Annotated in this window: 17 protein-coding genes; 7 read left to right on the top strand and 10 right to left on the bottom strand. The window is 69.8% G+C overall.

Features of this window, described 5'->3' with window-relative positions; all coding sequences use genetic code 11:
- Positions 1-176: 176 nt before the first annotated feature.
- Together ACZ6S6_RS19720 and ACZ6S6_RS19715 are read right to left on the bottom strand one after the other, a co-directional pair.
- Positions 177-1,082: a tRNA (adenine-N1)-methyltransferase gene (locus ACZ6S6_RS19720; RefSeq protein ID WP_362956256.1), complete on the bottom strand. Its 906-nt coding sequence runs from the start codon at positions 1,080-1,082 to the stop codon at positions 177-179.
- Positions 1,083-1,141: 59 nt separating this feature from the next.
- A complete protein-coding gene (locus tag ACZ6S6_RS19715) occupies positions 1,142-2,398 on the bottom strand; it encodes a site-2 protease family protein (protein WP_469706516.1) in 1,257 nt (418 codons plus the stop codon).
- Positions 2,399-2,569: 171 nt separating this feature from the next.
- Here ACZ6S6_RS19715 and ACZ6S6_RS19710 point away from each other — a divergent pair, with 171 nt between their 5' ends.
- Together ACZ6S6_RS19710 and ACZ6S6_RS19705 are read left to right on the top strand one after the other, a co-directional pair.
- Positions 2,570-3,415 carry a RecB family exonuclease gene (locus ACZ6S6_RS19710; protein WP_362956258.1) on the top strand — a complete coding sequence of 282 codons (846 nt, stop codon included), beginning with the start codon at positions 2,570-2,572 and terminating at the stop codon, positions 3,413-3,415.
- Positions 3,416-3,424: 9 nt separating this feature from the next.
- On the top strand, positions 3,425-4,096 hold the full coding sequence (locus tag ACZ6S6_RS19705; protein WP_123468692.1) for a response regulator: 672 nt from the start codon (positions 3,425-3,427) through the stop codon (positions 4,094-4,096).
- Positions 4,097-4,138: 42 nt separating this feature from the next.
- Here ACZ6S6_RS19705 and ACZ6S6_RS19700 read toward each other — a convergent pair whose 3' ends face one another.
- The 3 genes from ACZ6S6_RS19700 to metH all read right to left on the bottom strand — a co-directional run bounded on the left by ACZ6S6_RS19700 (position 4,139) and on the right by metH (position 10,448).
- Positions 4,139-5,737 carry an ABC transporter substrate-binding protein gene (locus ACZ6S6_RS19700; protein ID WP_469706377.1) on the bottom strand — a complete coding sequence of 533 codons (1,599 nt, stop codon included), beginning with the start codon at positions 5,735-5,737 and terminating at the stop codon, positions 4,139-4,141.
- Between the two features lie 376 nt (positions 5,738-6,113).
- On the bottom strand, positions 6,114-6,815 hold the full coding sequence (locus ACZ6S6_RS19695; protein WP_469706376.1) for an HAD family hydrolase: 702 nt from the start codon (positions 6,813-6,815) through the stop codon (positions 6,114-6,116).
- Between the two features lie 120 nt (positions 6,816-6,935).
- Complete coding sequence (metH, locus tag ACZ6S6_RS19690) at positions 6,936-10,448, bottom strand: methionine synthase (protein WP_362956268.1); 3,513 nt, start codon at positions 10,446-10,448, stop codon at positions 6,936-6,938.
- Between the two features lie 240 nt (positions 10,449-10,688).
- Between metH and ACZ6S6_RS19685 the strand changes: the two genes are divergently transcribed.
- The 5 genes from ACZ6S6_RS19685 to ACZ6S6_RS19665 all read left to right on the top strand — a co-directional run bounded on the left by ACZ6S6_RS19685 (position 10,689) and on the right by ACZ6S6_RS19665 (position 16,628).
- Positions 10,689-11,453: an IclR family transcriptional regulator gene (locus ACZ6S6_RS19685; RefSeq protein WP_362956271.1), complete on the top strand. Its 765-nt coding sequence runs from the start codon at positions 10,689-10,691 to the stop codon at positions 11,451-11,453.
- Between the two features lie 276 nt (positions 11,454-11,729).
- On the top strand, positions 11,730-12,521 hold the full coding sequence (locus tag ACZ6S6_RS19680; protein ID WP_362956274.1) for an MIP/aquaporin family protein: 792 nt from the start codon (positions 11,730-11,732) through the stop codon (positions 12,519-12,521).
- Between the two features lie 56 nt (positions 12,522-12,577).
- Entirely contained in the window at positions 12,578-14,128 is a 1,551-nt protein-coding gene (gene glpK / locus ACZ6S6_RS19675) for a glycerol kinase GlpK (protein ID WP_469706375.1), read from the top strand.
- 6 nt (positions 14,129-14,134) lie between these two features.
- Positions 14,135-15,748: a glycerol-3-phosphate dehydrogenase/oxidase gene (locus ACZ6S6_RS19670; RefSeq protein WP_469706374.1), complete on the top strand. Its 1,614-nt coding sequence runs from the start codon at positions 14,135-14,137 to the stop codon at positions 15,746-15,748.
- Positions 15,749-15,956: 208 nt separating this feature from the next.
- Complete coding sequence (locus tag ACZ6S6_RS19665) at positions 15,957-16,628, top strand: FadR/GntR family transcriptional regulator (RefSeq protein ID WP_469706373.1); 672 nt, start codon at positions 15,957-15,959, stop codon at positions 16,626-16,628.
- 108 nt (positions 16,629-16,736) lie between these two features.
- On the opposite strand, the gene ACZ6S6_RS19660 is transcribed toward ACZ6S6_RS19665, so the two are convergent.
- From ACZ6S6_RS19660 to ACZ6S6_RS19640, 5 genes are all read right to left on the bottom strand, one after another.
- Complete coding sequence (locus tag ACZ6S6_RS19660; RefSeq protein WP_362956284.1) at positions 16,737-17,789, bottom strand: ABC transporter permease; 1,053 nt, start codon at positions 17,787-17,789, stop codon at positions 16,737-16,739.
- A complete protein-coding gene (locus tag ACZ6S6_RS19655; RefSeq protein WP_362956287.1) occupies positions 17,786-19,306 on the bottom strand; it encodes a sugar ABC transporter ATP-binding protein in 1,521 nt (506 codons plus the stop codon). Before ACZ6S6_RS19655 ends, ACZ6S6_RS19660 begins: the two co-directional genes overlap by 4 nt.
- 2 nt (positions 19,307-19,308) lie before the next feature.
- Positions 19,309-20,349: a sugar ABC transporter substrate-binding protein gene (locus ACZ6S6_RS19650; RefSeq protein WP_469706372.1), complete on the bottom strand. Its 1,041-nt coding sequence runs from the start codon at positions 20,347-20,349 to the stop codon at positions 19,309-19,311.
- Positions 20,350-20,470: 121 nt separating this feature from the next.
- Complete coding sequence (locus tag ACZ6S6_RS19645) at positions 20,471-21,250, bottom strand: SDR family NAD(P)-dependent oxidoreductase (protein ID WP_362956292.1); 780 nt, start codon at positions 21,248-21,250, stop codon at positions 20,471-20,473.
- The gene (locus tag ACZ6S6_RS19640) at positions 21,247-22,584 is read right to left on the bottom strand and encodes an L-fuconate dehydratase (protein ID WP_362956295.1); all 1,338 of its coding nucleotides are present in this window, start codon (positions 22,582-22,584) and stop codon (positions 21,247-21,249) included. Before ACZ6S6_RS19640 ends, ACZ6S6_RS19645 begins: the two co-directional genes overlap by 4 nt.
- Positions 22,585-22,796 lie beyond the last annotated feature (212 nt).

The following is a 22,796-nucleotide window of genomic DNA, read 5'->3' as shown; positions in this document are numbered from 1 at the left end:
GGCGGCTGGGTGGGGGGTGGCCAGCATCGTGCCACACCTCACACACCAGCGGAACGGTGGGGTCGTTACGGATTGTGTGCCCGGTGCGCCGGTACCGGGCACAACGAAAAGGCGCCGCCGCCGAGTTCCCGGGTCGGTCCGGGAACTCGGCGGCGGCGCCGGTGCGTTGCGGCGGGTCAGTCGCGGGCGGGGCCGCTCTGGCTGCCGGGACCGTCGTAGTCGTCGCCGTAGGCCCCCTTGGAGGGGCGGCGGCGGCGCGGCGGGGCCTGGACCCCGTCGGCCAGCCGGCGGGCGGTGACGAGGAAGCCGGTGTGGCCGATCATCCGGTGGTCCGGGCGGACGGCGAGGCCCTCGACGTGCCAGTTGCGGATCATCGACTCCCAGGGCTGCGGTTCCGCGAAGCAGCCGATCTCCCGGATGGACTCGACCGTCCGGGAGAGCTGGGTGGTGGTCGCGACGTACGCGCAGAGGATGCCGCCCGGGACGAGCGCCTTGGAGACGGCGTCCAGGCACTCCCAGGGCGCGAGCATGTCCAGGACGACGCGGTCGACGTCGGTGTCCGTCAGGTTGTCCTGGAGGTCACCGATGGTGAGCTCCCAGGCGGGGTGCGGACTGCCGAAGTAGCGCTCGACGTTCTGCTGGGCGATCTCGGCGAAGTCCTCGCGGCGCTCGTAGGAGTGCAGCATGCCCTGCTCGCCGATGGCGCGGAGCAGGAAGGTGGAGAGGGCGCCGGATCCCACGCCGGCCTCCACGACACGGGCGCCGGGGAAGATGTCGCCGAAGGCCAGGATCTGCCCCGCGTCCTTGGGGTAGACCACGGCGGCGCCGCGGGGCATGGACAGGACGTAGTCGGGGAGCAGGGGACGCAGCGCGAGATAGACGACGTTCCCCGTGGTACGGACAACACTGCCCTCGGGAGCACCGATCAGCTCGTCGTGCGAGAAAGAACCCTTGTGGGTGTGGAAGTTCTTTCCGGCTTCGAGCGTGAAGGTGTAGTGGCGTCCCTTGGGATCGGTGAGCTGGACCTGGTCCCCGACTTTGAAGGGCCCACGTCGGCGGGCGGCACCGGTCGGTTCAGACATGTGACCAGCGTACCGGTGTTTCCGTGCGCTCCGACCGCCTGCCGGGACAGGGACGGGGCTCAGACGGCGGGCCGGGCCATGGCGGCGACGAACGCCCGTTCCACGTCGGCCGTGGACAGCACCCCGTAGATCTCGCCGGTGTCCTCGACGACGAGGTACTCGGTGGCGGGGCTGGCCTTGAGCCGGTCCAGGAGGGCTTCGCCGGCCAGCTCGGCGGGGACCTTCATGTCGTCGGTGAGGTCCTGGGCGAGGCCGCTGACGGCGACCCAGGGGCGGCGGTGCTCGGGGACGGAGACGATGGCGGCCTCGCGGACGACGGCCTTGGGGTCGCCGTTTCCGTCGACGACGACGAGGGCGCGGGCGCCGGCCTCGTTGGCCCGGCGCAGCGCCTCGGAGAGCGGGGTGGCCGCCTCGACCGGTACGGCGCGCCGGGTGAGGGCGCGGGCGCGCAGGTCGGGGAGGTGCTCGCGCAGCCGGGCCATGCGCAGGCTGTTGCCGGCTCCGGTCCAGATGATGGCGGCGAGGACCGCGGCGAGCAGGGCGTCGATGACGGTGTCCATGCCGCTGAGGTCGTCGGTGTTGTTGCCGAACGACCCGGTCCGGGTGAGGAGGGGAAGGCCGATGAGGGTGATGACGGCGAGGGCGCGGCCGACCCAGGCGGCTGCGACGGTGCCGCTCATCGGGCGGCCGGTGATCTTCCAGACGACGGCGCGGAGCATCCGGCCGCCGTCGAGCGGGAGGCCGGGCAGCAGGTTGAAGACGGCGACGATGAGGTTGGAGATCATCAGCCCGCCGAGGAGGACGCCGGGGACGGTGCCGCGCTCGACGAAGTTCAGCGGGATGTAGAAGACGCCGGCCAGGACGAGGGAGAGCAGCGGGCCGACGAAGGCGAGGACGAATTCGCGGCCGGGGGTCTCGGATTCCTTCTCGATCTCGGAGACGCCGCCGAAGAACTGGAGCTGGATGCGGCGCACCGGGAGCTTGTAGTGCAGCGCGACCACGGTGTGTGCGAGTTCGTGGACGAGTACGGAGGCGTAGAAGGCGATGGCGAAGAAGAGCGCGACGAGGTAACGTGCCGCGCCCAGGCCGGGCAGGACCCGGTCGAGCTGGCCGCCGAAGACCCAGGTGATCAGGGCCGCGACGAGGAACCAGCTCGGTGCGACGTAGACCGGCACCCCGAAGGGGCGGCCCATGAGGATGCCGCCTCCGGGCTCTTCGCGGCGCCCCGGTTTGCCCTTGTCGGGGCCGGTGCCGGGGTCTGTTCCCCCTGCGCCTGCGCCGGGCTGCGGCCGCCCGCTGTTGCCGCTCTCGTCCACGAGGTCCCTTCGGTCGGTGCCGTCCGGCACGATCATGCAGTGTTCTGGGGTCTGTGGTCGATGGTATGCCGGTTGTTGTCAGTGGCGGGTCGTAGGGTCTTCGTCATGACCTCAGTGCCGCGGCCGCCTCAGCCGCCCTCGTCCCTTTCCCCGTCGCGGGCGAGTGACTTCATGCAGTGTCCCCTGCTGTACCGCTTCCGGGTCATCGACAAGCTGCCGCAGAAGCCCAGTGAGGCGGCTACCCGGGGGACGCTGGTCCATGCGGTGCTGGAGCGGCTCTTCGACAATCCGGCGACGGAGCGGACCCCCGGCCGGGCCACGGCGCTGATCCCGGCGCAGTGGGACCGGCTGCTGGAGTCGAAGCCGGAGCTGTCGGAGCTGTTCGCCGAGGATCCGCGGGGTGAGCGGCTCTCGCGCTGGCTGTCGGAGGCGGAGCGGCTCGTGGAGCGCTGGTTCTCGCTGGAGGATCCGACGCGGCTGGAGCCCGCCGAGCGCGAGCTGTTCGTCGAGACGGAGCTGGAGTCGGGGCTGCGGCTGCGCGGAGTGATCGACCGGATCGACGTGACGCCGACGGGCGATGTCCGGATCGTCGACTACAAGACGGGGAAGGCGCCGCGTCCGGAGTACGCGGAGGGCGCCCTGTTCCAGATGAAGTTCTACGCGCTGGTCATCTGGCGGCTCAAGGGTGTGGTGCCGCGCAGGCTCCAGCTGGTCTATCTCGGCAGCGGGGACGTGATGACGTACGACCCGGTGGTGGCTGACCTGGAGCGGGTGGAGCGCAAGCTGCTGGCCCTGTGGGAGGCGATCTCGCTGGCCACGGAGACCGGTGAGTGGCGGCCGCGGCCGACGAAGCTGTGCGGCTGGTGCGACCATCAGTCGCTCTGTCCCGAATTCGGTGGCACTCCCCCGGTCTATCCGCTGTCGGTACGCCCGGCGGAGCCGGGGCAGGACGTCCAGGGCAGAATGGACCCGGTCCGTGCTGAGGCCGGCCGGCCTGTGGCCCTTGAAGGACCTTGAGGAGATCCTGTGGCAATCCGCGTCCTGCTGGTCGATGACCAACCGCTGCTGCGCACCGGCTTCCGGATGATTCTGGAGGCGGAGGGTGATCTCGCGGTGGTGGGCGAGGCCGGTGACGGTCTCCAGGCTCTCGATCAGGTGCGGGCGCTGCAGCCCGATGTGGTGCTGATGGACATCCGGATGCCGCGGATGGACGGGGTCGAGGCGACGCGTCAGATCACCGGTCCGGGCCGGGACGGTCCGGCGAAGGTGCTGGTGCTCACCACGTTCGATCTCGACGAGTACGTGGTGGAGGCGCTGCGTGCCGGTGCGAGCGGCTTCCTGCTGAAGGACGCCCCGGCCAATGAGCTGGTGCAGGCGATCCGGGTGGTCGCGGGTGGCGAGGCGATGCTCGCTCCGAGTATCACGCGTCGGCTGCTGGACAAGTACGCGGACCATCTGCCGTCCGGCGAGGAGCCGGTGCCGGACGCGCTGAACACGCTGACGGACCGCGAGGTGGAGGTTCTGAAGCTGGTGGCGCGTGGGCTGTCGAACGCGGAGATCGCCGCGGATCTGTTCGTCAGTGAGACGACGGTCAAGACGCATGTGGGGCATGTACTGACGAAGCTGGGGCTGCGCGACCGGGTGCAGGCGGCCGTCTACGCCTATGAGAGCGGACTGGTGCGCCCCGGCGCCCAGTGACCGCGCCGGGGGCTCAGGCCGGGGCTCAGGTTGTGCCGCGGCCTACTGGACGGCCCCCAGCTCCCAGAGCTGGAGGTCGGCGGAGGAGTTGACCGCCCACTCCACGCCGGTGAGGCCGTCGCGGGAGGCGACGTACTGCTTGCCCTGCCAGACCGGGAGGACCGGGACGTCCTCGGCGACGATGTCCTGGAGCTGCTCGAAGGTCCTGGCGGCGACGCTGCGGTCGGCCTCGCGGCGAGACTGCGGGATGAGCGTCTTCTGGGCGGCGGCCGACTCGTAGGGCGAGTTGAGGAAGTCGTTCCTGCCGAGGAAGGGCGCCGTGTAGTTGTCCGGGTCCGGGAAGTCGGGGAACCAGCCCATTCCGTAGACGGCGTACTCGCCGCGCAGTTCGGCCGCACGGTACTTCGCCCAGGGGGTGCCCCGGACGGTCACGTCGAACAGACCGGTGCCGTTGAGCTGCTCGCGCAGTGTCCTGAACTCGGTCGCGGTGGCGTCGCCGTAGTGGTCGCTCGTGTAGTGCAGCGTGAACTTCACCGGGGTGCGGATCCCGGCGTCCTTGAGGATCTTGGTCGCCTTGGCCGTGCTGGGCTCGCCGTACTTGTTGAAGAACGAGTTGGTGTGCCCGGCGATGCCGGACGGGATCAGCGAGTACAGGGGTTCGGCCGTGGTGCCGTACACCTCGCTCGCGATCTGGCCGCGGTCGATGACCTGGGCGATGGCCTGGCGGACCGCCTTGTTCCGCACGGCGGGGTCGTTGGTGTCGAATCCGAGGTAGCTGATGGCGAGGCCGGGCATCTCGGTCAGCTTGATGCCGTCCTTGGGGTGCTCCAGCATCTTCTGCGACTGCTTCGGCGACATGGTGCGGGTCATCATGTCGATCTTCTTCTCGTCGAGTGCCCTGCCCATGGCGGTGGCGTCGGGGAAGAGATCCAGTTCGACCTTGTCGTTGAGCACCTTGAGATCCCCCTTGTAATGGGGATTCTTCGTGAAGACGACTTTCACGACCTGATCGTTCTTCACTTCCGGCTTCATCGTGTACGGACCGGAGCCGTCCACCTGGAATCCGTCGCGCGGGGAGGCCGCCGGGTACTTGTCCGACTGGACTATTCCGGCGGGCGGGGTGGCGAGCTTGTAGGGGAAGGTCGCGTCCGAGGTCCGGAGGTGGAATACGACCTCGCGGTCGCCCTTGGTCTCGATGGTGTCGATGTTGTCGAGCAGGGCGACGGGCCCATTGGTGGACTTGATCCGGATGACACGGTCGATGGAGTACTTGACGTCCTCGGCGGTGACCGCGCTCCCGTCGGCGAATTCCAGGCCGCCGCGCAGCTTGCAGCGGTAGCTCTCGTTCTCCGTGTCCGTGAAGGCGCAGCTCTCGGCGGCCTCGGGCACCGGCTCGCCGCCGCCGCGCGGGACGTGCATCAGTGTCTGCACGGTCTGCCGCAGGACGTTCCAGACACCCGCCTCGTAGCCGATGGCGGGGTCGAGCGGTGCGGGGGCGTCCTTCGAGCCGGCGAACTGGTCCGTGGTGCCGACAACGATGGCGGCGCCGCCATCGCTTCCACCGTCCGACGCGCCGCAGGCGGCGAGTACGGGCGCGAGCAGGCCGACGACGGCCGGCAGCACCAGAGTCTTACGGTTCATCCTGGACGTTCTCCCTCACCCGGTCGTGGAGAAAACGACATTAGTGCGCCCGGCCGGCAATGCGGGACGGGTGCCGCTCGGTACGTAATGGGATGGTGACGGGAATGCGTGACGAGCCGATTCCCGGATACCGGAATGATTCGTACAGGGATTCATGAACCGGGACACATGGGCACCCCAAAAGGGGCGGCCGACCGAATCCCTCGTACGCATTGGCGGCCAAAAGGGTGATGAAGGTCACGCAGTAGAATTCTCGGTGAACACTTTCGGGTGTTGACATGAACCCGGCTTGCGCACACACGAGCACGACAGAAAAAGCACGCTCCGACGCCGAGAGTTTTTCCGTTCATTCACAGAAGCACTCTCGGTATGCGGTTCAACGCATTCCCGTGACCAGTCCCCTGAGAAATGCGAGATCGACTTCTTCGAGAGAACTCACGACGACCCGGCCGGCGGCGGGTGCGATCGGTGACACCGACGGCACGGCGACCACAAGGCACCCGGCCGCCTCCGCCGCGGCCACCCCGGTCGCGGTGTCCTCGATGACCGCGCAGAGCCTCGGGTCGGCGCCGAAGCCGCTCGCGGCGGCGAGATACGGCTCCGGGTGCGGTTTCGTCCGGGTGACCTCGTCGCCCGCGACGGTCAGCGCGAAGTGGTGGTGGCCCACGGAGTCCAGCACCCGGTCGATGATCCGCCGGTGCGAGGCCGAGACCAGGGCGGTGGGGATCTCGTGCCTGCCCAGCTCGGCGAGCAGCCGGGCCGCGCCCGGCATCAGCGGCACGCCGAGGCCGATGCGCTTCTCGAAGCGGTCGTTGAGCAGCACGGTCAGCTCGGGGAGCGTGATGTCGGCGCCGGTGGAGTCGATCAGGTATCCGGCGCTGCGGGTCATCGGTCCACCGACGACCACCTCCCGCCACGCCTCGTCCAGCCGGTGCCCGAGGTCCGCGAAGACTTCCGTCTCGACGTCCCACCAGAAGCCCTCGGTGTCGACCAGGGTGCCGTCCATGTCGAGAAACACGGCCTGCAGGGCAGCACCCTCGGCCGTACGGGTCAAGGACGCGGGGATCGTACTCGTCATCCGGCACACCTTTCATGAGGGGCGAGAAGGCCGGCCACCGTTCCCCGGAGGGAAGGCGACCGGCCTGCACTGGACCGACCAGTGTACGACTCGTCCCGCTACCACGCGTTGAACGGCGTCCTACCGCGCGTTGAAGTACTTGGCCTCGGGGTGGTGGATGACGATGGCGTCCGTGGACTGCTCGGGGTGGAGCTGGAACTCCTCGGACAGGTGCACGCCGATCCGCTCGGGCTGGAGCAGGTCGGCGATCTTCGCCCGGTCCTCCAGGTCCGGGCAGGCGCCGTAGCCGAGGGAGAAGCGCGCGCCCCGGTACTTCAGCGCGAACATGTCCTCGACCTCGGCCGGGTCCTCACCGGCGAAGCCCAGCTCCGAGCGGACCCGGGCGTGCCAGTACTCGGCGAGCGCCTCGGCCAGCTGGACGGAGAGCCCGTGCAGCTCCAGGTAGTCCCGGTAGGCGTTGGCCTCGAAGAGCTTGGCGGTCTCGCCGCCGATCCTGGAGCCGACGGTGACGATCTGGAGGCCGATCACGTCCGTCTCGCCGGAGTCCTCCGGACGGAAGAAGTCCGCGAGGCACAGGCGGCGCCCGCGGCGCTGGCGCGGGAAGGTGAAGCGGGTGCGCTCCGAGCCGTCCTCGTGCAGCAGGATCAGGTCGTCGCCCTTGGAGACGCAGGGGAAGTAGCCGTAGACGACGGCGGCTTCCAGCAGGTTCTCGGTGTGCAGCTTGTCGAGCCAGCCGCGCAGGTGCGGGCGGCCCTCGGTCTCGGCCAGTTCCTCGTACGTCGGCCCGTCACCGGCGCGGGCCTGCTTGAGGCCCCACTGGCCCTTGAAGAGGGCGCCCTCGTCGAGCCAGGAGGCGTACTCCTTGAGCTGGATGCCCTTGACGACCCGGGTGCCCCAGAACGGCGGGGTGGGGACCGGGTTGTCGACGGCCACGTCGGAGCGGACGCCCTCCTCCGGCTCCTCGGGCTCGGGTGCGACGGTCTCGCGCTTGGGCACGCGGCGCTGCTTGAGCTCGGGCAGGGTGGCGCCCGGCACGCCGCGCTTGACCGCGATGAGCGCGTCCATCAGGCGCAGCCCCTCGAAGGCGTCGCGGGCGTAGCGGACCTCGCCCTCGTAGATCTCGTGCAGGTCCTGCTCCACGTAGGCGCGGGTGAGGGCGGCGCCGCCGAGGATCACCGGGTAGACGGCGGCCAGCTTGCGCTGGTTCAGCTCCTGGAGGTTCTCCTTCATGATCACGGTGGACTTGACCAGGAGGCCGGACATCCCGATGACGTCGGCCCGGTGCTCCTCGGCGGCGTCCAGGATCGCGGAGACGGGCTGCTTGATGCCGATGTTGACGACGTTGAACCCGTTGTTCGACAGGATGATGTCGACGAGGTTCTTGCCGATGTCGTGGACATCGCCGCGGACGGTGGCCAGGACGATGGTGCCCTTGCCCTCGGCTTCCGACTTCTCCATGTGCGGCTCCAGGTGGGCCACCGCGGTCTTCATGACCTCGGCGGACTGGAGCACGAACGGCAGCTGCATCTGGCCCGAGCCGAACAGTTCGCCGACGACCTTCATGCCCTCCAGCAGGGTGTCGTTGACGATGTCGAGGGCCGGGCGGCTCTGGAGCGCCTCGTCGAGGTCGGCCTCCAGGCCGTTCTTCTCGCCGTCGATGATGCGGCGCTGGAGGCGCTCGTCGAGCGGCAGCGCGAGGAGTTCCTCGGCCCTGCCGGCCTTCATCGACTTCATGTTGACGCCGTCGAAGAGCGCCATGAGCTTCTGCAGCGGGTCGTAGCCCTCGGAGCGGCGGTCGTAGATCAGGTCGTGCGCGACCTTCGCCTGCTCCTCCTCCAGCCGGGCGATCGGCAGGATCTTCGACGCGTGCACGATGGCGGAGTCGAGGCCCGCCTTCACGCACTCGTCGAGGAAGACGGAGTTGAGCACGACGCGGGCGGCCGGGTTGAGGCCGAAGGAGATGTTCGACAGTCCGAGCGTGGTCTGGACGTCGGGGTGGCGCTTCTTCAGCTCGCGGATCGCCCCGATCGTCGCGATGCCGTCGCCCCGCGATTCCTCCTGGCCGGTGCAGATGGTGAAGGTGAGGCAGTCGATGAGGATGTCCGACTCCTGGATGCCCCAGTTGCCGGTCAGGTCCTCGATGAGGCGCTCCGCGATGGCGACCTTGTGCTCGACGGTGCGGGCCTGGCCCTCCTCGTCGATGGTCAGCGCGATCAGCGCGGCACCGTGCTCGGCGGCCAGCCGGGTGACCTGCACGAACCGCGACTCGGGCCCGTCGCCGTCCTCGTAGTTCACCGAGTTGAGGACCGCGCGGCCGCCGAGCTTCTCCAGCCCGGCCCGCAGCACGGGCAGCTCGGTGGAGTCGAGCACGAGCGGGAGGGTGGAGGCGGTGGCGAAGCGGCCGGCCAGCTCCTCCATGTCGGCGACGCCGTCGCGGCCCACGTAGTCGACGCAGAGGTCGAGCATGTGCGCGCCCTCGCGGATCTGGTCGCGCGCCATCTCCACGCAGTCGTCCCAGCGGGCTTCCAGCATGGCCTCGCGGAACTTCCTGGAGCCGTTGGCGTTCGTACGCTCACCGATCGCGAGGTACGAGGTGTCCTGGCGGAACGGCACCGTCTGGTAGAGCGACGCGGCGCCCGGCTCGGGGCGCGGGTCTCGGGTGGTGAGGGCGGAGCCCCGGACCCGGTCGACGACCTGGCGCAGGTGCTCCGGGGTCGTACCGCAGCAGCCGCCGACCAGCGAGAGCCCGTACTCCTGGACGAACGTCTCCTGGGCGTCGGCGAGTCCCTCGGGGCCGAGCGGGAAGTGCGCGCCGTCCTTGGTCAGGACCGGCAGTCCGGCGTTGGGCATGCAGAGCAGCGGGATGCGGGAGTGGCGTGTGAGGTAGCGCAGGTGCTCGCTCATCTCGGCCGGTCCGGTCGAGCAGTTCAGGCCGATCATGTCGACGCCGAGCGGCTCCAGGGCCGTCAGGGCGGCGCCGATCTCCGAGCCGAGGAGCATCGTCCCGGTCGTCTCGAAGGCCAGCGAGACCAGCAGCGGCAGGTCACTGCCCAGGGCCTCCAGCGCGCGCCGCGCGCCCAGGATGCCGGCCTTGGTCTGCAGGAGGTCCTGGGTCGTCTCGACGATGAGCGCGTCCGCGCCACCGGCGATCAGCCCCTCGGCGTTCTCCTGGAATCCGTCGCGGAGCTTCATGTACGGGGCGTGGCCGAGTGTCGGCAGCTTCGTCCCGGGCCCCATGGAGCCGAGCACCCAGCGCTGCTGTCCGGTGGAGGCGGTGAACTCGTCGGCGACCTCGCGGGCGATGCGCGCGCCGGACTCGGACAGCTCGTGGACCCGCTCGGCGATGTCGTACTCGCCGAGCGCCGCGGTGTTGGCGCCGAAGGTGTTCGTCTCCACGCAGTCCACACCGACCGCGAAGTACTCCTCGTGCACGGAACGCACGATGTCGGGGCGGGTGAGGTTCAGGATCTCGTTGCAGCCTTCGAGGTTCTCGAAGTCCTCAAGCGTGGGGTCCTGTGCCTGGAGCATGGTGCCCATGGCACCGTCGGCCACCACCACACGGGTGGCGAGCGCCTCGCGGAGGGCTGCGGATCGGGTCCGGCTGTCAGCGGAAGGGGTCGGCGACGAGGCCATGGATGTACTCCCTGGGATGCGACGGCTGTCGGCTTTGCGGCTTCGGCGGAAGGCGCACCCGGCCAGGGTAGCCGGGCGGCGTCCCGGGCCGTCACTCTGTCCCACGAATCGGACCGCATGCTGTTCAGGGGGCTGTCCGGGCCGGGTGGGGTGCCGCAGAATTCTGCTGCGATGGAGCACTGGTCGGCATGGACCGATACTGTTCAGCATTGTCGAACCACAGTGGAGGAGTACGGCGCGATGGCCAAGAACATCCAGTCGCTGGAACGGGCGGCCGCGATGCTGCGGCTGCTGGCGGGCGGCGAGCGGCGACTGGGACTCTCCGACATCTCCTCCTCGCTGGGGCTGGCCAAGGGCACCGCGCACGGCATCCTGCGCACGCTCCAGCACGAGGGCTTCGTCGAGCAGGACGCCGCCTCCGGCCGCTATCAGCTCGGCGCGGAGCTGCTGCGCCTGGGCAACAGCTATCTGGACGTCCACGAGCTGCGGGCCCGCGCGCTGGTCTGGACGGACGACCTGGCCCGTTCCAGCGGTGAGAGCGCCCATCTGGGCGTCCTGCACCAGCGGGGCGTCCTCATCGTCCATCACGTCTTCCGGCCCGACGACAGCCGGCAGGTACTGGAGGTGGGGGCCATGCAGCCGCTGCACTCCACGGCCCTGGGCAAGGTGCTGGCGGCCTACGACCCGGTGGCGCACACGGAGGCCATGGAGTCCGAGCGGCAGTCCTTCACGCCCCGCACCGTCACCGATCCGGAGGAGTTCGAGTCGATGCTCGACCTGATCCGCGCACGCGGCTGGGCGGCCGACATGGAGGAGACCTGGGAGGGCGTCGCCGCGGTGGCCGCCCCGATCCACGACCGGCGCCGGATGCCGGTCGGCGCCGTGGCCGTGACCGGCGCGGTGGAACGGCTCTGCGCGGACGGCGAGCTGCGGCCCGATCTCGTCGCGGCGGTACGGGACTGCGCCCGCGCGGTCTCCCGCGATCTGGGCGCCAGGCGCTTCTGAGAGCCGGCCGGGTGACCGCCGGGCCGACGGCTCCGACGCCCCGGCCGGAATCATCGGCGGCGAGCGGCTCAATCGAGTTGTAGGCCACAGACCCCTTGACGCCCCGTTCACCTGGGAGAAACACTGCCGTTCACCGGTCGGCATTGTCGAACATCTGACGGAAACAAGCGTTAGGGTGTGACAGTGCGAAGGGCCGGTAACGCCCTCACATGAGGGCGCGGACCACCGGAGGGACCCGGGGTTCGGCTTCCTGGACGAAGGACAAAGGAGTCGCGGGTGTCCAGCTCCGACATCTTCATCGGCGAGACCATAGGTACCGCCGTGCTCATCCTGCTCGGCGCCGGTGTCTGTGCCGCCGTCACGCTCAAGCACTCGAAGGCACAGAACGCCGGCTGGCTCGCGGTCACCTTCGGGTGGGGTTTCGCGGTCCTGACCGGCGCTTATCTGGCGGGCGGCGTGTCCGGCGCGCATCTCAACCCGGCCGTCACCATCGGTCTGGCGATCGAGGGCGGCACCAAGTGGAGCGACGTACCGCTCTACCTCGCCTCCGAACTCCTCGGCGCGATGATCGGCGCGGTGCTGGTCTGGCTGACGTACTACGGACAGTTCCGGGCACATCTGACGGATCCGGAGATCCTGAAGGCCCATACGGGTGAAGAGGGCATGGTCGACCCGGCGGCGGCCCCCAAAGCGGGACCGGTGCTCGGCATCTTCTCGACGGGCCCCGAGATCCGCAACGTCGTACAGAACGTCGTCACCGAGATCATCGCCACGGTCGTACTCGTCCTGGCGATCCTCACCCAGGGCCTCAACGACAACGGCAACGGCCTCGGCGCGCTCGGCGCGCTGATCACCGCCCTGGTCGTCGTCGCCATCGGCCTCTCGCTCGGCGGCCCGACGGGATACGCGATCAACCCGGTTCGCGACCTCGGTCCGCGTATCGTGCACGCGCTGCTTCCGCTGCCGAACAAGGGCGGCTCCGACTGGGGCTACGCCTGGATCCCGGTCGCCGGCCCCCTCATCGGCGGCGCGCTCGCGGGCGGGCTCTACAACCTCGCGTTCGCCTGAGCCGCAGAGCCCCGCGCCGTAACCCCAAGACCCCACAGACCTTCCGGGAGCACACCGTGACCGACGCACCTACCACCGGCACCCACGGAACCGGGCCGTTCATCGCGGCCATCGACCAGGGCACCACCTCCAGCCGCTGCATCGTCTTCGACAAGGACGGCCGGATCGTCTCCGTCGACCAGAAGGAGCACGAGCAGATCTTCCCGAAGCCGGGCTGGGTCGAGCACAACGCGACCGAGATCTGGGAGAACGTCCAGGAGGTCGTGGCGAGCGCCATCGTCAAGGCGGGCATCACCGCCGCCGACGTGAAGGCGATCGGCATCACCAACCAGCGCGAGACCACACTGATGTGGGACAAGAGCACCGGTGAGCCCGTCCACAACGCCCTCGTCTGGCAGGACACCCGCACCGACGCGCTCTGCAAGGAGCTCGGCCGCAACGTGGGCCAGGACCGCTTCCGCCGCGAGACCGGGCTGCCGCTCGCCTCGTACTTCGCCGGGCCCAAGGTCCGCTGGCTGCTCGACAACGTCGAGGGACTGCGCGAGCGCGCCGAGCGCGGCGACATCCTCTTCGGCACCATGGACTCCTGGATCATCTGGAACCTGACCGGCGGCACCGAGGGCGGCGTGCACGTCACCGACGTCACCAACGCCTCGCGCACGCTCCTGATGAACCTGCACAACATGGCGTGGGACGACAAGATCCTCGCGTCCATCGGCATTCCGGCCGCGGTGCTGCCCGAGATCCGGTCCTCGGCCGAGGTCTACGGGCATGCCAAGGGCGGCGTGCTCGACGGGGTCCCGGTCGCCTCCGCGCTCGGTGACCAGCAGGCCGCGCTGTTCGGCCAGACCTGTTTCGCCGAGGGCGAGGCCAAGTCCACGTACGGCACCGGCACCTTCATGCTGCTGAACACCGGCGAGACGCCCGTCAACTCCTACAACGGGCTGCTGACCACGGTCGGCTACCAGATCGGCGAGCAGAAGCCGGTCTACGCCCTGGAGGGGTCGATCGCCGTCACCGGTTCGCTGGTGCAGTGGATGCGCGACCAGATGGGCCTGATCCAGTCCGCCGCCGAGATCGAGACCCTGGCCTCGTCGGTCGAGGACAACGGCGGCGCGTACTTCGTGCCCGCCTTCTCCGGCCTGTTCGCCCCCTACTGGCGCCCCGACGCCCGCGGAGTCATCGCCGGTCTCACCCGCTACGTCACCAAGGCGCACATCGCCCGTGCCGTGCTGGAGGCCACCGCCTGGCAGACCCGCGAGATCAGCGACGCCATGACCAAGGACTCCGGCGTCGAGCTGACCGCGCTCAAGGTCGACGGCGGCATGACCTCCAACAACCTGCTGATGCAGACGCTCGCCGACTTCCTGGACGCACCCGTGGTGCGGCCCATGGTCGCCGAGACGACCTGCCTCGGCGCCGCCTACGCCGCCGGCCTGGCCGTCGGCTTCTGGCCGGACACCGACGCGCTGCGCGCCAACTGGCGCCGGGCCGCCGAGTGGACCCCCCACATGGACGCGGACACCCGCGACCGCGAGTACAAGAGCTGGCTCAAGGCTGTGGAACGCTCCATGGGCTGGCTCGACAACAGCACTGCCGAGGAGTAGAGAAACATGACCACCCTGCAGAGCGTCCCCGCCCTCGGGACGCACCCGGCCTCCGGCTCCCTTCCGAGCCGCGCCGAGACCCGGGAGCAGCTTTCCAAGGCGACGTACGACCTCCTGGTGATCGGCGGCGGCATCCTGGGCATCTCCACCGCCTGGCATGCCGCGCAGTCCGGGCTGCGGGTGGCCCTGGTGGACGCCGGCGACTTCGCCGGCGCCACCTCCTCCGCCTCCTCCAAGCTGCTCCACGGCGGTCTGCGCTACCTGCAGACCGGCGCGGTGAAGCTGGTGGCGGAGAACCACTTCGAGCGGCGTGCGGTGTCCCGTCAGGTCGCACCGCACCTCGCCAACCCGCTCACCTTCTACCTGCCGGTCTACAAGGGCGGGCCGCACGGCGCGGCCAAGCTCGGCGCGGGCGTGTTCGCGTACTCGGCGCTCTCCGGTTTCGGTGACGGCGTCGGCCACGTGATCAGCCCGGCGAGGGCGCAGCGCGATGTGCCGGAGCTGCGTACCGACAACCTGAAGGCCGTCGCGGTCTACGGCGACGACCAGATGAACGACGCGCGGATGGCGCTGATGACGGTCCGCGCGGCCGTCGAGGCGGGCGCCGCCGTGCTCAACCACGCCGCCGTGACCGGGCTCCGCTTCACCAGGGGCCGGGTGACCGGTGCCGAGCTGCGGGATTCCGTGGACGGCACGGAGTTCGGGATCAACGCCCGGCTGGTGCTCAACGCCACCGGGCCGTGGGTCGACCACCTGCGGAAGATGGAGAACCCGGACGCGGCGCCCTCCATACGTCTCTCCAAGGGCGCGCACCTCGTGCTCAAGCGCACCCGCCCGTGGAAGGCGGCGCTCGCCACCCCGATCGACAAGTACCGGATCACGTTCGCCCTGCCGTGGGAGGACATGCTGCTGCTCGGTACGACGGACGAGGAGTACGAGGGCGATCCGGCGGATGTCGCGGTCACCGAGAAGGACACCGCGCAGATCCTGGACGAGGCGGCGTTCTCGGTCCGGGACCAGCAGCTGTCGCGCGATCTGATCACGTACTCCTTCGCGGGTCTGCGGGTGCTGCCGGGCGGTCCCGGCGGTACCTCCAAGGCGAAGCGCGAGACCGTCGTGACGGAGGGCCGCGGCGGGATGCTGTCGGTGGCGGGCGGCAAGTGGACGACGTTCCGCCACATCGGCCGCACCGTGATGAACAAGCTGGCCGCGCTCCCCGGTCACCCGCTGGCCGAGGACATGGAGCCGATGGCCCGGCTGCCGAAGAAGCTCCCGCTGCCGGGTATCGCCAACCCGAACGCGGTCGCGCACCGGCTGCTGGTCGACGGGGGAACGCCCGGACCGCGGATGTCCGCCGACACGGCACGGCACCTGGCCACGCACTACGGTTCGCTGTCCTTCGACATCGCCCGGCTGGCCAACGAGAACCCGGCGCTCGCCGGGCGCATCCACCCGGACGCGCCGGAGATCTGGGCGCAGGTCGCCTACGCCCGCGACCACGAGTGGGCCGAGACGGCGGACGACGTGCTGCGCCGCCGGACGACGCTGACGATCCGGGGTCTGGCCACGGACGAGATCCGGGCCGGCGTCGAGTCGGTGCTCGGCGACCGCAGGAGCTGACGCGCCGGGAGGGGGCGGTGTCCATCCATGGACGCCGCCCCCTTCTGTACGTGCCGGCCGCGGCGGACGCTTTCGGACTCCGCCGTACGGAACCGGGCGAAACGCCCCGCCTCGCGGGACCGCCGTCGCACAGGTTGCCCCGAAGGGCGCACCGGCCGCCTCCGGGGACGCATAATAGGGCGATACATCGGATGTCTGGAGGTCGCCCATGGCTGTCACTGACGAGGCCATCGAGAAGATCAAGGGAATGATCGTCTCGGGTGCGCTACGGCCCGGCGATCGTCTCCCCAAGGAGAGCGAACTCGCCGCGGAGCTCGGCCTGTCCCGCAACTCGCTGCGGGAGGCGGTGCGCGCCCTGTCGCTGATCCGCATTCTCGACGTGCGGCAGGGCGACGGCACTTACGTCACCAGTCTGGATCCGCAGCTGCTGCTGGAGGCGCTGAGCTTCGTGGTGGACTTCCACCGCGACGACACGGTGCTGGAGTTCCTGGCGGTCCGCCGGATCCTGGAGCCGGCCGCGACCGCGATGGCGGCGAGCCGGATCACCGAGGAGCAGCTGGATATGCTCAGCTCCCAGCTGGACGCCCTGGGCAGCCGCCCCTCGGTCGAGGAGCTGGTGGCCTGCGATCTGGAGTTCCACCGCGGCATCGTCCAGTCCTCGGGCAACTCGGTGCTCTGCTCGCTGCTCGACGGTCTTTCGGGGCCGACGACGCGGGCCCGTGTCTGGCGCGGTCTGACCCAGGAGGACGCGGTGAGCCGCACGCTGCATGAGCACCGGGCGATCGTGTCGGCGCTGCGGGACCGCGACGCGGAGGCCGCGCGGTCCTGGGCGACGGTGCACGTGGCCAGCGTGGAGCAGTGGCTGCGGTCGACGCTGTAGCCGCGGGGCGCGGGGTGAACCGGGGCTCCGCCCCGCGCCCCGCGCCGCAAACGCCGGCGGGGCTGAAAGGAATTCAGCCCCGCCGGCGTTCTTCTGTGCCTGTACCGCTCAGTCCTGCTTCTCACCGCTCGCGAAGCGGGAGATGACCAGTGCGACGATGATGATCGCGCCGTTGAGGAACTGGTTCCAGAGGGCCGGGACGCCGCCGAGGGTCATCACGTTGACCACCAGCTGAAGCGTCAGTACGCCGGTCAGCGCACCGAACAGGGTGCCGCGCCCGCCCTTGAGGCTGATACCGCCGATCACCGCCGCGGCGAACACCTGGAAGATCCAGCCGTTGCCCTGCGTCGCGGCGACCGCGCCGTAGTGGCCGGTGTAGAGGATGCCCGCGAAGGCCGCCAGCAGACCGCCGATGGCGAGCACGATCCAGGTGACCCGGTCGACCCGGATACCCGCGGCGCGCGCCGCTTCCGGGTTGCCGCCGATCGCGTACAGCGAGCGTCCGTGCCGCAGCCAGGCCAGCGCCGCGCCGCCGATCGCGAAGAGCACCAGGCAGATCCAGACCGCGGCCGGAACGCCGAACCACTGGCTCTTGCCCAGGTAGCGGAAGGACTCCGGGACATCGGTGATGGACTTGCCCTCGGTGATGCCGATGTGGAGTCCGCGCAGCATGGTCAGCATGCCGAGCGTGGCGATGAAGCCGTTGACCCGCAGCTTCAGCATCAGGAAGCCGTTGATCGCGCCGATGACGAGGCCCACCAGCAGGCAGAGCGGAATCGCCATCCAGGTGGGGAGCACTCCGAGGCCGGCGAAGCGGCCGTCGTCGCCGGGCAGCACCAGCCACATGGCGACGACGGGCGCGATGCCGATCGTCGACTCCAGCGACAGGTCCATCCGCCCGCAGATCAGGATCAGCGCCTGGCCCAGGACCAGCAGGCTGAGCTCGGAGGACTGCTGGACGACGCTGATCAGGTTGTCCGAGGTGAGGAAGACCGGCGAGACGATGAAGCCGATCACCATCAGCACCAGGATGACCGGCACCAGGGAGAAGTCGCTCCACCGGATCAGCTTGAGCCGGCTCAGCGGGCTGTCGTCGCCGATTGGGCCCTTCGGTCCCCCGTTGATGTCCTCGGCCGTGGACGGCCGTATCGTGCCGGTCATTCCCTTTCCCCCACACCTTCCATGGCGGCGACGAGTTCCCCGTCGGTCCACCCGCTTGCGAACGTGGCGACCACGCGCCCGTGGAACAGGGCGAGCACCCGGTCGCAGACCCGCAGGTCGTCCAGCTCGTCCGAGACGACGACCGCGGCATTGCCCTCGTCGGCGACCCGCCGGACGACCCCGAGGAGCGAGTCCTTGGACTTGACGTCCACCCCCGCGGTGGGCCGGACCGCCACCAGCACGCTGGGCTTGCGGGCCAGCGCGCGGGCGACCACCACCTTCTGCTGGTTGCCGCCGGAGAGCCCGGAGACGGGCTGTTCGGGGCCCTGGGTCTTGATGTCCAGCGAGTCGATCATGCCCCGGGCGAACTCCCGCGTACGGGAGGGCAGTACGGTCCCCCACGGTCCGAGCTGGTCGGTGACCGTGAGGGTGGCGTTCTCGGCGACGCTGCGCTGCAGGACGAGGCCCTGGTCGTGCCGGTCCTCCGGGATGTAGCCGATCCCGGCGGCCAGCGCGTGCGGCACGCTCCCCGGTCGTACGGCCTCGCCGTGCACCCGGACCGTGCCGCCGCCCGCCTTGCGCATGCCCGCCAGGACCTCGCCCAGCGCGGTGTTGCCGCTGGCCGCGGAGCCGGCCAGGCCGAGCACCTCACCGGGACGCACCTGGAGGTCCAGCGGTTCGAACCTGCCCTCCAGGGTGAGCCCCTCGGTGCGCAGGACGGGCTCCGCCGAGGCGTCGGGCGGTGTGGCGGTGCCGGCCGCGTGCCAGGCGACGGCGCCGCCGGACTTCTCGCCCGTCATCGCCGCCACCAGATCCGTCTTCGCCACGTCCGCCACCGGGGCGGTCAGCACGTGGCGGGCGTCGCGGTAGACGGTGACCGCCGTGCAGAGCTCGTACACCTCTTGCAGGTGGTGGGAGATGAAGAGGAACGCCACTCCCTGGCTCTGCAGTTCCCGGAGCTTGTCGAAGAGCCGCCCGATGCCCCGGGCGTCGAGCTGGGCGGTCGGCTCGTCGAGGATGATCAGCCGCGCGCCGAAGGACAGCGCGCGGGCGATCTCGACGAACTGCCGCTGCTCGACGGCGAGATCGCGCGCCCGGGTGTTCGGGTCGACCTGGACGCCGTAGTCGGCCAGGAGCTGCTCCGCGCGCTTGCGCAGCCTCCCCCAGCTGATCCAGCGGGCGTTGTCGTCGAACCGGTTGAGGAAGAGGTTCTCGGCGACGGTCAGATCGGGGACGACCATGGACTTCTGGTAGACGCAGGCGACCTTCGACTGCCAGGCCGTGGTGTCCCCGAAGGCGGGCGCGGGCTCCCCGCCGAAGGTGACCGTCCCCGCGTCCGCCCTGTGGAGTCCGGTCAGCACGCTGACCAGGGTCGACTTGCCCGCGCCGTTGCGGCCGACGAGGGCGTGCGACTCACCGGGTTGCACGGTGAGCCGCACCCCGTCGAGCGCGACGGTCGGTCCGAAGCGTTTGACGACGCCTTCCGCCTGTACGGCGGGTGGTGGTCCCTGGTCCATGGCTAGTTCTTCTTCTCCAGCTGGTTGGCCCACAGCTTCGGGTCGTCGACGTTGTCCTTGGTCACCAGCGGCGCGGGGAGCTGGTCCTCGAAGCCGTTCGGGATCTTGATGATGTTGGAGTCGTGGTCGGTCGGGCCCTCCTTGAAGGTCTTCCCGTCCAGCGCCGCCCTGGCGTAGTACAGCGCGTACTTCGCGTACAGGTCGGCGGGCTGGGAGATCGTCGCGTCGATCTTCCCGGCCTTGATCGCGTCGAACTCCTCCGGGATGCCGTCGTTGGAGATGATGGTGATGTGGCCCGGCGAACCGGCCGGCTTCAGCAGCTTCTTCTGCTCCAGGAGCGCGAGGGTCGGCTGCAGAAAGACACCGCCGGCCTGCATGTAGATGCCGTTGATGTCGGGGTGGGCGGCCAGCGTCGACTGGAGCTTCGCGGAGGCGACGTCGCCCTTCCATTCGGTGGCGAGCTCGAACACCTTGATGTCCGGGAAGTCCTTGTCCATGCAGGCCTTGAAGGCCTGGGACCGGTCGCGGCCGTTGATCGAGGACAGGTCGCCCTGGAACTCGACGACCTTGCCCTTGCCCTTCAGCTGCTCGCCGAGGTACTTGCAGGCGTTGGCCCCGTACGCCTTGTTGTCGGCGCGCACCACCATGTAGATGTTGCCCTTGTCCGGGCGGGTGTCGACGCTGATGACCGGGATCTTCTTCTCGTTCAGGGTGTTGAGCGACTCGGCCACCGCGCCGGTGTCCTGAGGAGCCATCACCACGGCCTTGGCGCCCTGGTCGGTGAAGGTCTGGACGTTGGCGACCAGCTTGCCGATGTCGTTCTGCGAGTTGGTCAGCGGCAGCGCCTTGACCTCGCCGCCCTTGACCCCCTTCTGGATGTAGTTCTGGTAGGAGTTCCAGAAGTCGCTGTCGCTGCGCGGCAGGTCGATACCGACCTTCCCGCCACCCGCACCGTCGTCCGATGATTCGCGGTTGCAGCCCGCGAGGGCAGTGACGGCCAGCAGTACGGCGCAGGCCGCCGCACTCGTCGTACGCACTCTCATTGGTGTCCCGTTTCCTTTGTGGAGTACCGGCTCGGAGATCTGATGGCATTGCTGGGGTGCGTGGTGCAGGTGGTGCGGGGTGTGCGGCCCAGGTGTTCGGCTCGGGCCGCACATCCTGTGGTCAGCTGTCGGCGGGGCGCAGGCGCAGGCCCTGCATTCCGCCGTCGACGGCCAGTGCGGTGCCCGTCACGGAGGCCGCGGCGGGGCTGGCGAGGTAGACGATCGCGGCGGCCACCTCGTCGGCGGAGACCAGCCGGCCCAGCGGCTGCCGGGCGTTGAGCGCCGCGCGTTCGGCGGCCGGGTCGCCGGCCTGGCCGAGCAGCCGGCCGATCCACGGGGTGTCCGCGGTGCCGGGGTTGACGCAGTTGACGCGGACGCCCTCGCGGACGTGGTCGGCGGCCATCGCGAGGGTCAGTGAGAGGACCGCGCCCTTGCTCGCGCTGTACAGGGCGCGCTGCGGCAGCCCGGCGGTCGCGGCGATCGAACAGGTCTGGGTGATCGAGACGGCGCCGGGGCGCCCGGCGGCGGCGCGCCGCAGGTGCGGCAGGGCGTGCCGGGCGGTGCGGACCATGCCGAGGACGTTGATGTCCAGGACCCGGGTCCACTCGTCGTCGTCGTTGTCCTCGACGGAACCGATGGAACCGATGCCCGCGTTCGACACGAGCGTGTGCAGGGAGCCCAGTTCGGCTGCCGCCCGGTCGACCGCCTCGCGCACGGCCGCGTCGTCGGTGACGTCCGCCTTGACGGCGAGGGTGCCCTCGGGGGCGCCCGCGGTCTCCCGGTCCAGGACCGCCACACGGGCGCCGCGCTCCAGGAGCAGGGTCGCGACGGCGGCCCCGATCCCGGACGCGCCGCCCGTCACCAGGGCGTTCATTCCCTCGAAGTCGCGTGTACCGGTCATCGGCCGTCCTCCTCAGTGGTGCGTCGGGCCTGCCATACGGGACCCTCCGGATAGCGGTGTGCGGCGATCGACTCCGGAAGCATCCGGGCGGAGAAGCCCGGGGACGAAGGCGTCCGGTAGCGGCCGGAGTCGATCACGGTGGGGTCGACGAAGTGTTCGTGCAGATGATCGACGTATTCGATCACCCGGTCCTCCCAGGTGCCGGAGACCGCCACATAGTCGAACATCGAGAGGTGCTGCACCAGCTCGCACAGGCCGACGCCGCCCGCGTGCGGGCAGACCGGAACGCCGTACTTGGCGGCGAGCAGCAGGACCGCCAGGTTCTCGTTGACACCCGCGACCCGCGCCGCGTCGATCTGGACGAAGTCGACCGCGCCGGCCTGGAGCAGCTGCTTGAACACGACCCGGTTGGCGACGTGTTCGCCGGTGGCGACCTTGACCGGCTGCCCGGCGCGCACGGCGGCGTGGCCGAGGATGTCGTCGGGGCTGGTCGGCTCCTCGATCCAGTGCGGGTCGTACGGCGCGAGCGCGGTCATCCACTCCACCGCGTCGGCGACGTCCCAGCGCTGGTTGGCGTCGACCGCGATCCGTACGCCGGTGCCGACAGCCTCACGGGCGAGCCCGAGCCTGCGGATGTCGTCCTTGAGGTCGCCGCCGACCTTCAGCTTGATCTGGGTGAAGCCGTCGGCGACGGCCTCCTTCGCCAGTCTGACCAGCTTGTCGTCGGAGTAGCCGAGCCAGCCGGGCGAGGTGGTGTAGGCGGGGTATCCCTCGGCACGCAGCCGCTCGGCCCGCTCGGCCCGGCCCGGTTCGGCGGCCCGCAGGATCGCGAGCGCCTCCTCGGGGGTGAGGGCGTCGCTGAGGTAGCGGAAGTCGACGAGGGAGACGAGTTCCTCGGGCGTCATCTCGGCCAGGAACTGCCAGACGGGTCTGTCCGCCCGCTTCGCCGCCAGGTCCCAGGCGGCGTTGACGACCGCGCCGGCCGCCATGTGCATCACGCCCTTCTCGGGCCCCAGCCAGCGCAGTTGGGAATCGTGGGTGAGGTCCCGGTACAGCGCACCGAGGTCGGCCGCGGTGCGGGGCACGGGACGCCCCACCACATAGGGCCGCAGCGCCTGGATGGCGGCCGCCATCACCTCGTTGCCGCGCCCGATGGTGAAACAGAAGCCATGTCCCTCGATACCGCCACCATCGTTGTCCGCGGCGTCGGTACGCAGTACGACATAGGCAGCCGAGTAGTCGGGATCGGGGTTCATGGCGTCCGAGCCGTCCAGTTGTTCCGAGGTCGGAAAACGGATGTCGTGAACCTCGAAGTCCGTGACGGTCTGACTCATGCGCGCCCCCAGGGGAAATAACATCGGACCTCTGCTCTGGTCATCCGATGTATAGCGCCCCGAAGGCCCCAACGTCCAGGGTTGAGGCGAAATTGCCCCCACACAGCTCGGATGTATGACGGGTCTGATGCCCTGATTCGGCCGGTGATGCACCTTCGTGGCCCGGGTTCACCCGGCCGTGCGCAGGGGCTGCGGCGAGGGCGGCCGGAAGC

The organism is Streptomyces sp. NPDC048671, assembly GCF_055587045.1.
Note: the sequence above shows the minus strand (reverse complement) of the source record. Positions and strands in the feature narration are given on the sequence as shown.